Source organism: Carnobacterium jeotgali MS3 (assembly GCF_000745125.1).
In the GTDB taxonomy this organism is placed as follows: domain Bacteria; phylum Bacillota; class Bacilli; order Lactobacillales; family Carnobacteriaceae; genus Carnobacterium_B; species Carnobacterium_B jeotgali.
Genome location: NZ_JQNF01000005.1, coordinates 679,588 through 691,416, shown reverse-complemented (window position 1 = coordinate 691,416; position 11,829 = coordinate 679,588). Strand labels below are relative to the sequence as shown.

Sequence of the window (11,829 nt, the reverse complement as noted above, 5' to 3'; positions counted from 1 at the left end):
TGAGGTAAAAGTATCAATAACTTGTTTCAGCGGCTTTATTTCTTCCAGCAATGACGGCTTCTAAAATAGCCATTCTGGCAAATACGCCATTTGACATCTGCGTCACAATTCTTGAGCGGTCGCATTCAACGAGCGAGCTTTGCAATTCCACGCCTCGGTTAACTGGCGCAGGATGCATGATAATTGCTGACGGCTTCATTTTCTTTTCACGAGTTTCATTTAAACCGTAATCATCTAGATACGTTTCAACGTTAACATCGTCGTGCGTTTCATGCCGTTCATGTTGGACACGTAATAGCATGACAACATCCACTTCCGGCACGAGATCATCTATGGCTACATACTGACCATATTCGCTAAAAGTTTCGTTCATCCAGCGAGCAGGGCCAGAGAAGCTAACTTCTGCACCCAATCGTTTCAGCATCAGCATATTTGACTTGGCGACTCTTGAATGTTTTAAATCTCCTACAATGGCTATTTTCAACCCGTCAAAATGGCCGTATTCTTCATAAATAGTCATCAAGTCCAATAAGCATTGACTAGGGTGCTGACCCGTTCCATCTCCTCCATTGATGATGGAACATTTGATTGAAGGACTCGTAATCAATTCGGTGTAAAATGCTTCTTTACTATCCCGAATAACCGCAATCTCGGTACCGAGAGCCGACATGGTCAAAACAGTGTCGTATAGGCTTTCTCCTTTTTTAATGCTGCTTGTTGACGGTTCAAAGTCAATGATTTCGATACCCAATTTTTTTTCAGCCATTTCAAAACTTTTATGGGTACGTGTACTGTTTTCAAAGAACAAATTCACCGCATAAAGAGACTCCCTTACCTGGGGTGAAATCGTCCCTTTTTTAAATTGTGCTGCCCTTTTAATTAAAGTAAGCACTTCTTTATTTGTTAAATCTTCTACCGAGACAAAATGGTCCAAAGGAATCGTTGCAGAAATTTTTTCCATGTCATTTTTCCTCCTAATCCTTTTTTCATGCGTAAAAGTGGCTAAATTGTACAAAAAAAGAACCTAAAGTTTTATGGAAAACTTTAGGTTCTAGAATAATCGCCCTGTATCTGGAAGTGACTCTCAGCATAGTATCAGGGCAGCATTATAGTAGTGACCTTATTAGTCTCACAGGGCTAATTTAAAGTTTCACTTAAGCTTTATTTAATTAATTTTTGAATGAGAACATGATCTTCTCCATCAAGTTCTTCGACGCCGACTTTGATTTGTTCTTCTAGAGATGTTGGAATGTTTTTACCCACAAAATCTGCACGGATAGGCAGTTCTCTGTGTCCTCTGTCTACTAATACTGCAACGGCTATTTTGCTTGGACGACCAATATCCATTAGAGCATCTAAAGCGGCACGAATCGTACGGCCAGTGTACAAGACGTCATCAATCAAAATCACTTGTTTGCCTTCAATAGATACTGGAATACTTGAACCATTTATTTGAGCCTCGCTAGTTGCAGAACTTGAATGGACATCATCTCTGTAAAGTGAAATATCTAATTCACCTACTGGAATCTCCACACCTTCTAATTGTTTCATTCGTTCAGCAATTCTTCGCGCTAGATAGATGCCACGTGTTTTGATACCGACTAAAATCAAATCGTCAATTCCTTTATTTCTTTCAATGATTTCATAAGTAATACGTGTTAAAGCACGTTTTACAGCAGCTTGATCGACTACTTCTACTTCAGATTTGATTGACATGTTTTTCCCTCCAACTTTCTTTTTTTATCGCTTTAACTAGGATCATCCAATAAAAAATGCCCTCTTAACCTTTAATGGTCGAAGAGGGCATATTACGGTTGAGTAATAGAAGAGAAGGTTTCGTCCACCTTTTCTTAATATGCTCCTTCTTAGTCTCACAGGACTAGGATTAAAGGATAATTTATCTTTCTGTCACTACTGACTATACAGAGCGTCTTTTAGAAAGTCAATCAAAAGAATTAATCATTTCTTAATTTTTTTAATGTATCTTCAAATAATTGTGGTAACGGAGCTTCAAACGTTACAAATTCTCCCGTTGTTGGGTGTTTAAATCCTAGTGTTTGGGCGTGTAAAAATTGACCTTTGCCTTCTAAGGTTTTTCTTGGTCCATATATTGGATCTCCTGCTAAAGGGTAACCAATGTATTTCATATGAACTCTAATTTGGTGAGTTCGGCCAGTTTCTAGTTTTAAGGACACTAAAGTGAAATCTTTGAAGCGTTCAAGAACAGTAAAATGTGTGATAGCTTCTCTTCCGCCATCAATAATATCTTGTTTTTTACGGTCAACTTTTGAACGTCCAAGCGGTGCATCAATTGTGCCTTTTTCATGAGGAATCACACCATGTACAAGCGCTATATACTCTCTTAAAGACGTTTTGTCTTTTAATTGAGCAGCTAGTTTTTCATGGGCACTATCATTTTTAGCAACCATTAGTAAACCAGAAGTATCTTTATCAATACGGTGAACGATTCCTGGACGGATCGTTCCGTTAATACCAGATAAATCTTTAATATGATACATCAATGCATTTACTAAAGTACCCGTTTGATGACCGGCAGAAGGATGAACAACCATACCTTGTGCTTTATTAACCACTACGACATCTTCATCTTGGTATACGATTTCGATTGGAATATCTTCTGCAAGTACTTCCAATGAAACCAATTCTGGTTCAATAATAACAATTTCGTCATTTGGTTGTACCTTATAATTAGCTTTTAAATTCTCGCCATTGACAGTGACATTTCCCTCTTTAATCCATTGTTGGATGTGCGAACGGGTGATAGACGGCAGCAATTCCGTTAATACTTTGTCTAAGCGACCTGTTTCTTCTTTAATAATAAAATTATGTTCTTGTGGCATACTTGATCTCCTTTTTTAAACCGACTCTTTCCAATAAAGCAATGGTTTAGTGTTTCTTTTTTTCATTTCTTTCGTCTATGAAAACAAAAATAATCATTAAGAATACTCCGATACTTAAAGACATATCTGCTACGTTAAAAATCGGAAAATTTATAAATTCCAAACGAACCATGTCGATAACATATTCAAAGCGAATACGATCAATAAAATTCCCGATTGAACCAGCTAAAATAAGTGCTAAAGCAATTGAAAATAATCGACTGTTCTTGCCGAATTTTTGCAAATAATAGATGACTGCACCTACTACTATGATGGTTATAAGATAAAAAAACCACATTTGGCCTTCTAAAATACTCCAAGCTGCCCCAGTGTTGCGAATGTACATCCATGATAAGACATTTGGAATAACTTCTACTGTTTCATATAAGTCAATATTCTGCACGGTTAAGAATTTAGTGAACTGATCAACGGCCACTATGATGGCTGCTAAGATATAATATATAAACATATTAGCCCTCTCTTTATCTCATTCTATTTTTCACTTACTCTACCATTTTACATGATTCTCTAGTCAAGAGATAGTTTTTTATTTTTATTCCATTACTTTGTACCATTAAATAACGACTCGTATTGCTTTAGATATCAGGAAGCGTTTGCTATAATAGAAAAAGCGATTCATTTAAATCAGAACGTAATGTTACACTTTTTTTGACGTTCTTTTCTTAAATCGAATCTGGTTAAACTAAAAAAAGGAGTTTTGCATAAAAATGAAAAAAAAATACTTAGTCACAAATCTATTCGCAGTAGCCTTGTTTTTAACTGCTTGTGGAAACAATGACGTTGCAGAAGCATTAGATTCAACAACAGCCATTAAGTCACATGAAGATCAGATTGTAGGTGATTTAAACGCCATTACCGAACAAGAAAAAAAATTGCAAGGATCTTTTGAAAACACACTTGCTGAAGATGAAACCTTAAGCACATTCGCAGATGGAACTTCTGCCGTTTTTGAAAATGTTGATACGCGTTCGAATTCACTATCTGAACTAAAAGAAGCCACTACTACTATAAAAGAAGAACAAGTCCTTTTAGACAAAAAAACAAGTGATAAATTGCCACAAGTAGAATTAGACCAATTAACGACAACAATAGAAACGTTAACTGCTTCATTAGATGAGTACATCACTCATTATGAATCAGTATTAGCAGATCAAGAAACTTACTTCACAGATTTAGGCAAAGGAGAAGCCACATACGAAACACTTACTACTGGTATGGAATCAATTAATAAACAAGATGCCAAAACAAAAGAATTGCTTTTAAAGTTGGATAAACAACTTGTTGAGGTTCAAGATTCAAATAAGAATACAACGGCATCTCTGAACGAATTAAATGATGATTCAAAATAAGTAACGAAAAAGGAGTTCTAAAAATGAAAACTATTTTACTGGGAGTGTCTCTTATGAGTGCACTTATTCTAAGTGGCTGTCAAACATCTGGCGCAACTGACAATGATACGAGCAGCTCACTTACTTCTGAAACAAGTGGAGATCAATCAAGTATTTCAAGTGAAACAAGTAGTTCAGCTCAGAGTTCAATCGAATCCACTAAAGAATTGCCTACCGAACAAGAAGCTTACCGTTACAAAATAAATCCAACTACTTCAGTTGTCGAACCAATCGATTCAGAAACCAACCCAAAAGTAGCTCTTTTAACGTTTGATGACTCTCCAGATCAACATGCGGTAGATATAGCCAAACAATTAAAAACAATCAACGCCCCTGCTATCTTCTTTGTAAACGGTATGTACATAGAATCAGATGAAGGCAAAGACAAATTGAAACAAATTTATGACATGGGATTTGAAATTGGAAACCATACCCAAACACATCCAAATTTAAGTACCATCAGCTCTGAAGAACAACGTGAAGAAATTTTGAAAACCAATGAATTGATTTATGAAGTCACAGGTGAAAAGCCACACTTCTTCCGCGCACCACATGGTGTAACAACTGAAACCTCTGATGCCATTATGGCTGAAGAAGGCATGGTTTCTATGAACTGGACTTACGGATACGATTGGGAAGCAGATTATCAAACAAGCGAAGCCTTAACCGATATCATGTTGACTACAGAATATCTAAATGATGGCGCTAATTTGTTGATGCATGACCGTTCATGGACGAATGAAGCAGTGTTACCCATTGCGGAAGGCCTAGTTGAAAAAGGCTATATCTTAGTTGATCCTAAACTTATTGAAACACCTGAAAGAGAGGAATAAAAACATGAAATTAAAAACATCTTTTTGGTTTGGACTACTCGTTACAGCAAGTTTTGGATTCTCCCCTCTTGCTGTATCAGCAGATGAGAATTCTGAACCAACTCTACTAGAGATTAATGCAGAACCTATTCTAAGCACACCCGTCCAATTCCCATCAAAATTCACTTATGATAGTGGAATTGCTATTGACTATCCTGAAAATGGCGTAAAAGGAATTTACGTTACCGCCTATTCAGCCGGTGGAACAGATAAAATGAAAGAATTGATTAATTTTGTCAATACTAGTGGGTTAAACTCAATGGTTATTGATGTCAAAGACGATGTCGGTAATATGACTATGGATTTGAAATCTGAAAATAAGATCGTCCAAGATAGTACAAAGCATTACGTTACTGACCCAGCTGCTATGATGAAACAACTTGAAGAAAATGAAGTCTACCCTATCGCTCGGGTGGTGGTCTTTAAAGATACTTTACTGGCTGAAGCTAGACCTGAATTATCTTTTAAAAAAGCTGACGGCAGTGTTTGGAAAAATGCTAACGGCGATGCATTCGTAAATCCTTTTTCTAAAGAAGTCTGGGATTATAATGTTGAAGTAGCTAAACAAGCAGCAAAAATGGGCTTCAAAGAAATTCAGTTTGATTATGTTCGTTTCCCAGAAGGCTTTGAAAACGAAAGCAAATCATTAGATTACACTTTGGGTGATTACGAAACAAGCGATTTTGATGACGTTCAACAACGCGTTTCAGCTGTTAGTGATTTTGTGGCTTACGCTAGAGAACAACTTAAAGCTTATGATGTAGAAGTTTCCGTTGATATCTTTGGCTATTCAGCAACCGTTCCAGAAGCTCCTGGCATTGGACAAAACTTCTCTAAGATTTCTGAAAATGTTGACGTTATTTCTTCTATGATTTACCCAAGTCATTGGAACTCTTACTTTGGAATTAGTAAACCAGACTTAGAACCTTACAATTTAGTTGCAGAGTATATGAAAGTTGAAAACAAATTGCTTTTAGGTTTAGAAACACCTCCAAAATCAAGACCATGGCTACAAGATTTCACTGCTTCTTACTTAGGAGCTGGAAATTACCAACAATATGGTGCAGCTCAAGTTGAAGATCAAGTAAGAGCATTACACGACGCTGGAGTAAATGAATTTCTATTGTGGGATGCTTCTAATAGTTACACACCAGGTGTAACTTACAATATGGAATAATGGCTAACATAAAAACAATTCTCAAATAGATACTTGAAGAACCCCCTCTTAAATTGCAGAGGGGGTTCTTTTTTGCTCTATACTTTTAGTGTTGATAGCTAAATTTAGTTCATACTTATCATTCTGGAGGAATAAAATTGCTTGTAGCCCTATGAAGTATTCAATGCTGTTAAGCTGTGTTTGAGGCTTAACAGTTCTTAAGAATTTGGCTTAAACCAGGACTATTACAGGCAAATCCGTCTATCCCATAAATTTTTTTAAATCCCTATTAGTTGACAAAGAGGCTTCTATTATTGTTAAGTAATCGGTTAATCCTATTTCACAAGACAATTATAAATCCTGTTTTGTTTTATTTCTTCTTTTGACTCTTAAAACGCCTATTAAAGTGAATGCTACAGCAGGATATAATCCTGAACCGATAAAGTCTTTATTTACTATATACTCTATTAAAATACCAATAAAACTCGTAAATATCATTATCAGTATGACATTCGCATATGGCCGTTTTTCTTTAAATTTTTTATATTTAGTAAACACAAACTCACCTCCAACTGAAATAGTTCCTTTATTATATCTAAACGTCGTAGCAACTACTAGCAACCAACAGTTTACATCCTAGCAACTATTAGTTGCTAATACTTTTTTTCAAGAATTTAAGGCAATAAATGGTAGCCACCGACTATTCAATTATGTATGATAAAGAAAAACGAAACACAAGGAGGAAATAATGGAACTAGGAGAAAGATTAAAACAAAGTAGAACTAACAAAGGGTTTTCACAAACAAATGTGGCAGATCATTTAAATATTTCAAGACAATCTATCTCAAAATGGGAGAATGGGAATAGCCTCCCTGATCTAGCTAATTTAGTAAAACTAAGTAACTACTATGAAGTATCTATAGATGAATTATTAAAAGAAAATAAACAGCTTAAAAATAAAATCGAAGCAAATGAGCTCGAAATTGAAGATAAGAGTCAAAAGTTAAATTTTATTCGTGGCATAAGTCAAAATGATGAAGGTTTGGTATTATTAGGTCTCTCATTTCTTAGTTTCTTGATCTCACCTTTAGGGTTACTTATCTCACCTATTTTAATGATTAGAAATAAAAAAACAAACACACTCTACAGGTTGATCTACATAGCGTGCATTTGTTGTATAGCCTATAATTTATTTATAGGCTATGGCATTTTAAGTGATATTTTTGGTTGGGGAACAACTACTGTTGAGTATTTAGGATAATTAATACGTAATAGAAATTTTATTAGACTGTAACTTTGCTCTTAAATTGATTGAAGTTGTAAATAAACCTACTTTCCTTTTCAAATAGTAAGTAGATTGAATAGAACTATCTAATTTCAATTCTGCTTGTGTAAAACTTCCTGTATAAGCCACAATAGCAGGAGAATATGCTCTTGTAATTTTATCGCCACTCACTGTAATTTGGTAACTCGCTTTCCATTGACCAGCAGTAGAGGCTGCAATTTGGTAACTGCCATTTTTCACAGCTCTAAAATAACTAGGTATTTCTTCAATTTCGATAATCAGTTGCTCACCATCAGGGCTCAAACTTTCAAATGTTTGTGTCCCTCCAACTGCTAAATCATAGATCACTTCTTTTGTATCAATAGAATTAGCTTCTTCCGCCTTTACTTCTGTAACGTCTAGACTAAAAAAGATGAACCAACATAAAAGAACTACTAGTTTTTTCAATTAAATTCCTCCAAACATTTTTTTAATAACATCTATAATATAGCAGATAAAGTAGTGTTATTAACTAATTATTTTAAATAAATAACAACCAATTCAAAAGAAGGAACTAAATTGTCAGAAAAAGCAAAGAACTATCTTAAAACCTTCGCTTATTCCTATTTATCATTCGCACTAGTGCTTTTAGGTACAAGATTCATTTTTATGTTTAACAACAACTAAACAATAAAAAGTGCATTTAATTCAGCATTTTTCTTTAGTTTTATTTGGGCAATTCCCTCACTACTTATAGTTGTGGCAATCAATTTTTTTGTTATTAACAATAGAAAAAAAGTCCAATGAAAATAATTGATTTCATTGGACTTTATTCAAAGTATAAGCTTAATAAATCAATCTGAAGTTCAATATAATGCTTCGTGACCTTTTCATGTTTCTATGACCAAAGATCTCAATTAGCGCAACGTGTCCACGTTGTAATAGCGATAACGAAAGTTTTATACCGCTCATAACATATTTTCATAAAAAGGAGAACCTATGAATATAAAAGGAGTAAAACGAGAAGTTTTAAGTGCAGTTACTTTCTTCATTTTTATGTATATCTTTTTTTACTTTTTCCATCCTGGTAAAACTATTTATAATTACTTAATAGGCAGTATCATAAGTACTTCTTTTTACTCTATTGCTATGGTACTAGCCTATTTCAAAAAAATAAAGCGCTTTCCAATGAAAGAGAACCTTGTATTAACAAAAAAATATATCCTATTTTTAAACTTAGCTAGAAGTATCTCCGTGAAGTATAACTGATGAATTTGAATGCTCAAAACCATTGTTTAAATAAAATAATTCAGCTGGATAGCCTCGATCGGTATCTAATATTATAGTGGGTATACAACTATCTTTTAATTGTCCTTTGATAAAATTCAAGAATTTTGTACCTATCCCTTTCCCTTGATAATCATTTGAAATATAGAAGGAATCTAACTGGTATTCTTTTCCCATATACCAGGGTTTAATAAAACCTAATGCAGCACCCAATAAATTAGCTGTACCTTCTTCTCTAACGATATATCCTTTAAATGTGTTCAATTCAGTCATTTGGTTAACATAGGATGTAATTTGGTTATCTGTTAATTTATCATTCCAAGGCTCAGCTGAAAACACTTCGATATAAACATTTACCACTTCTGATAAATCACTTTCATTAAATTCCATAAAATAAATACCTTTATTTTTCATTCTTCAATCAACCTCCCTTAATTAAATTAAACATAGCACTATTTTAATCATTTTACCTTTTAGGAATATTTTTTTATAACAATTGATGCTGAAATAATAAGTTATTAATACTTGATTCTATTTCCTTACAAGTATTGTTTTTTTAATTAACTATGTTGACATTCTTTTTTTTCTATTTTTTTATCAATTCTATTTCTTATGAAGTCAGTAACAGGGATAGACAAAAACAGAATACTTGAAAATAATTGAATAACCCCACTACCTATTTTTCCATCTATAATTATTTCTTCAGGCCTAATTAAAAAAGTTTGGTAAGTCGTATATAGACCGATTAATCCCGTAATTAAACATAGCCATGAGAGAATCATTTTGTTATCATTTTTGCGAAAGTAAGCATTATGATAAACACAAATATTCACAAAAAATAACGCCACTATGTACACTATTATCAATATTTCTAGCTCTTTAGTTGCACCCCAATGAAAATCAAGAAATAAACCAAGAATGTAATTTAATATAATCAAACTAGCTAAAGAAATAAATGAATAATAACCATATTTATATCTCATTAATTTTTGGAATTCATCGTATTGTTTCACTTTCATTCCTCCCAAAATAAATCGTTTAATGTTAGATTAAATTCTTTACAAATCTCTATACATAAATTTATCGTCGGATTGTAATCTCCTCTTTCAATAGCGCTGATTGTTTGTCGAGTAACATTTACTGCATCTGCTAACTGCTGTTGAGACATATCTTTCTTAGTTCGTGCTACCTTCAATCTTAAATTCTTAGCCATATTATCACTCCCTATATGACATATATATTACACTAAGTAAATTATACCATCTATTTAAATGAGTACAACATGATATAGTTTCGCCGAGTATAATAAGACTTAGCTAGATAACTAAAAAAGCCATTCTGGGTACACTCATCATGTATTTCTGACCAAAGAATACATAGAAGTGATCACGAATGTCCTACACAATTTACTTATGAAATTTTTAGTAACTTAGCTTAATACAACTCAAACTATTTTTATAAAATAACTAGTATGCTTTACAAGTTAGTAGTTTTTTGGTATAACTAACTTGTAAAGCATACTAGCGGAGGAATGTTATGGACAATAAAATAAACTCTCAAATGTTAAAAGGAATTTTATCAGGTAGTATCTTACTTTTACTTTATCAAGAAGAATTATATGGTTATAAACTGAGCGAAAAACTTACAAAATTTGGTTTTACTGATATTCCTAAAGGAACGATCTATCCCCTTTTGCTCTCACTGGAAAAAAAAGAATTAATTAAAGGGACATTGCGTGACTCTGATACAGGGCCCAAAAGAAAATATTATTCTCTTACTGAAAAAGGACTAATAGAAAAAAATGAATTTACAGTGCAATGGAATAAGTTAAGAGAAAGTGTTGATAATCTAGTAGAAGGAAGTGAATAAATTGGAAAAAAATGAATTGATTGAAACAACTGCTAGCTTACAAGATTCGTTGACAAAAGAAAACGAAAAATACTACGGAAACCTACTTATTTATATTAGAACAATGGCTGTTTTTAGAGATGTGAAAAAGAGTGAAGAATTATTGCTAGAAGTGTTACGAGATATCCTAGATGCGCAAGAACAAGGATTTTCTGCAGAAGAATATTTTGGAGAAAATCCAAAAAAAGTCGCTGATGAAATCATTAAACAACTGCCCATTAACCTTTTAGATACTCTAAAGATAATCCTAATAGCTTTAGCAAGTTATAGTATGTTTAACACTTTACCCAACCTTATTTTTCCAGATGAACCCCTAGATATCGGAAGCTTATTGATATGCGGATTCTATTGGGCTATTATGGTTATCTTTTCTCTATGGCTTTTAGGGATTAGCTTATATCGATTTAAAGACAAATTTTCTAAACTAGTTTTACTTTTATTAGTTGGATTAGGCGTCTCAGTTGGTTTTTATATTAATTTTTTAATATCTACGCCACTCAAAGTAAATCTTAGTGGTAATTTAGGCATAGTTACCATCATTCTTATATCTGGACTAATACTCTATCTTTTTTATAAAGAAAAGGATAGAAAATTTTGGGCACCTTTTCTTCCAATTTTACTTACTTCTGCTATTTTAGGAATTCTTACTAGGATAGACATTTTTTCAGAATTATTAAGTTCAAAAGAAGGTAAAATAGGTGTGGGTGTTATTTTAGGGATTTTACTTCTCCTTCAATACGTATTCATATTTTTTACTAGCAGGCAGTTAAACAACTAAAATTTCAGGTGATGCAACAACAATTTACTAGTGTCGATACTTTTTTAAACTGATTGTCAATTCTATATATCTTTATTATTATATCCAATAATAAAGATAACTATAAAAAACAAACAGAACCTTGTTAAATTAAGGTTCTGTTTGTTTAATTCTACCCATTTCATATATTAATCTATTAATCATTTACTGTTTCAACTAAGAATTATTTTAAATTCAAAAGAAAATATTTTAAAAGAATTGGATACCCTTATCAAT

The 11,829-nt window shown here is 33.2% G+C and carries 15 protein-coding genes; 6 read left to right on the top strand and 9 right to left on the bottom strand.

From position 1 onward, the window contains the following. Positions 1-13 precede the first annotated feature (13 nt). The 4 genes from BP18_RS05865 to lspA form a co-directional block, all read right to left on the bottom strand. The gene (locus BP18_RS05865; RefSeq protein WP_029277420.1) at positions 14-961 is read right to left on the bottom strand and encodes an aspartate carbamoyltransferase catalytic subunit; all 948 of its coding nucleotides are present in this window, start codon (positions 959-961) and stop codon (positions 14-16) included. A gap of 200 nt (positions 962-1,161) precedes the next feature. Further along, complete coding sequence (gene pyrR, locus BP18_RS05860; RefSeq protein ID WP_029277422.1) at positions 1,162-1,716, bottom strand: bifunctional pyr operon transcriptional regulator/uracil phosphoribosyltransferase PyrR; 555 nt, start codon at positions 1,714-1,716, stop codon at positions 1,162-1,164. A 239-nt stretch (positions 1,717-1,955) separates the two neighbouring features. Beyond that, complete coding sequence (locus BP18_RS05855) at positions 1,956-2,861, bottom strand: RluA family pseudouridine synthase (RefSeq protein ID WP_029277423.1); 906 nt, start codon at positions 2,859-2,861, stop codon at positions 1,956-1,958. Positions 2,862-2,907: 46 nt separating this feature from the next. Beyond that, complete coding sequence (lspA, locus tag BP18_RS05850; RefSeq protein ID WP_007722673.1) at positions 2,908-3,369, bottom strand: signal peptidase II; 462 nt, start codon at positions 3,367-3,369, stop codon at positions 2,908-2,910. A 259-nt stretch (positions 3,370-3,628) separates the two neighbouring features. On the opposite strand from lspA, the gene BP18_RS05845 reads away from it, so the two are divergent. Genes BP18_RS05845 through BP18_RS05835 form a run of 3 tightly spaced genes read left to right on the top strand, consistent with a single transcriptional unit; the run spans position 3,629 to position 6,358 of the window. Then, positions 3,629-4,270 (top strand): YkyA family protein, encoded by a 642-nt coding sequence (locus tag BP18_RS05845; RefSeq protein ID WP_007722674.1) that lies wholly within the window; start codon positions 3,629-3,631, stop codon positions 4,268-4,270. A gap of 23 nt (positions 4,271-4,293) precedes the next feature. After that, complete coding sequence (locus tag BP18_RS05840; protein WP_007722697.1) at positions 4,294-5,142, top strand: polysaccharide deacetylase family protein; 849 nt, start codon at positions 4,294-4,296, stop codon at positions 5,140-5,142. 4 nt (positions 5,143-5,146) lie between these two features. Beyond that, positions 5,147-6,358 (top strand): putative glycoside hydrolase, encoded by a 1,212-nt coding sequence (locus tag BP18_RS05835; protein ID WP_007722699.1) that lies wholly within the window; start codon positions 5,147-5,149, stop codon positions 6,356-6,358. A gap of 330 nt (positions 6,359-6,688) precedes the next feature. On the opposite strand, the gene BP18_RS05830 is transcribed toward BP18_RS05835, so the two are convergent. After that, positions 6,689-6,895, bottom strand: coding sequence for a hypothetical protein (locus BP18_RS05830; RefSeq protein ID WP_029277426.1), 207 nt, complete (start codon positions 6,893-6,895; stop codon positions 6,689-6,691). A gap of 190 nt (positions 6,896-7,085) precedes the next feature. On the opposite strand from BP18_RS05830, the gene BP18_RS05825 reads away from it, so the two are divergent. Continuing rightward, positions 7,086-7,598 carry a helix-turn-helix domain-containing protein gene (locus BP18_RS05825; RefSeq protein ID WP_007722706.1) on the top strand — a complete coding sequence of 171 codons (513 nt, stop codon included), beginning with the start codon at positions 7,086-7,088 and terminating at the stop codon, positions 7,596-7,598. Here BP18_RS05825 and BP18_RS05820 read toward each other — a convergent pair whose 3' ends face one another. The 4 genes from BP18_RS05820 to BP18_RS05805 all read right to left on the bottom strand — a co-directional run bounded on the left by BP18_RS05820 (position 7,599) and on the right by BP18_RS05805 (position 10,101). Then, positions 7,599-8,069: a DUF5626 family protein gene (locus BP18_RS05820; protein WP_007722709.1), complete on the bottom strand. Its 471-nt coding sequence runs from the start codon at positions 8,067-8,069 to the stop codon at positions 7,599-7,601. 768 nt (positions 8,070-8,837) lie between these two features. Next, positions 8,838-9,302, bottom strand: coding sequence for a GNAT family N-acetyltransferase (locus BP18_RS05815; protein WP_007722712.1), 465 nt, complete (start codon positions 9,300-9,302; stop codon positions 8,838-8,840). Positions 9,303-9,448: 146 nt separating this feature from the next. Next, entirely contained in the window at positions 9,449-9,907 is a 459-nt protein-coding gene (locus BP18_RS05810; protein ID WP_007722715.1) for a hypothetical protein, read from the bottom strand. Then, a complete protein-coding gene (locus BP18_RS05805) occupies positions 9,904-10,101 on the bottom strand; it encodes a helix-turn-helix transcriptional regulator (protein ID WP_007722718.1) in 198 nt (65 codons plus the stop codon). Before BP18_RS05805 ends, BP18_RS05810 begins: the two co-directional genes overlap by 4 nt. A 323-nt stretch (positions 10,102-10,424) precedes the next feature. Between BP18_RS05805 and BP18_RS05800 the strand changes: the two genes are divergently transcribed. Together BP18_RS05800 and BP18_RS05795 are read left to right on the top strand one after the other, a co-directional pair. Next, positions 10,425-10,757, top strand: coding sequence for a PadR family transcriptional regulator (locus BP18_RS05800; RefSeq protein WP_007722721.1), 333 nt, complete (start codon positions 10,425-10,427; stop codon positions 10,755-10,757). Beyond that, positions 10,750-11,574 carry a DUF1129 domain-containing protein gene (locus tag BP18_RS05795; protein ID WP_081835475.1) on the top strand — a complete coding sequence of 275 codons (825 nt, stop codon included), beginning with the start codon at positions 10,750-10,752 and terminating at the stop codon, positions 11,572-11,574. The genes BP18_RS05800 and BP18_RS05795 overlap by 8 nt, the downstream gene beginning before the upstream one ends. Positions 11,575-11,829: the final 255 nt, after the last annotated feature.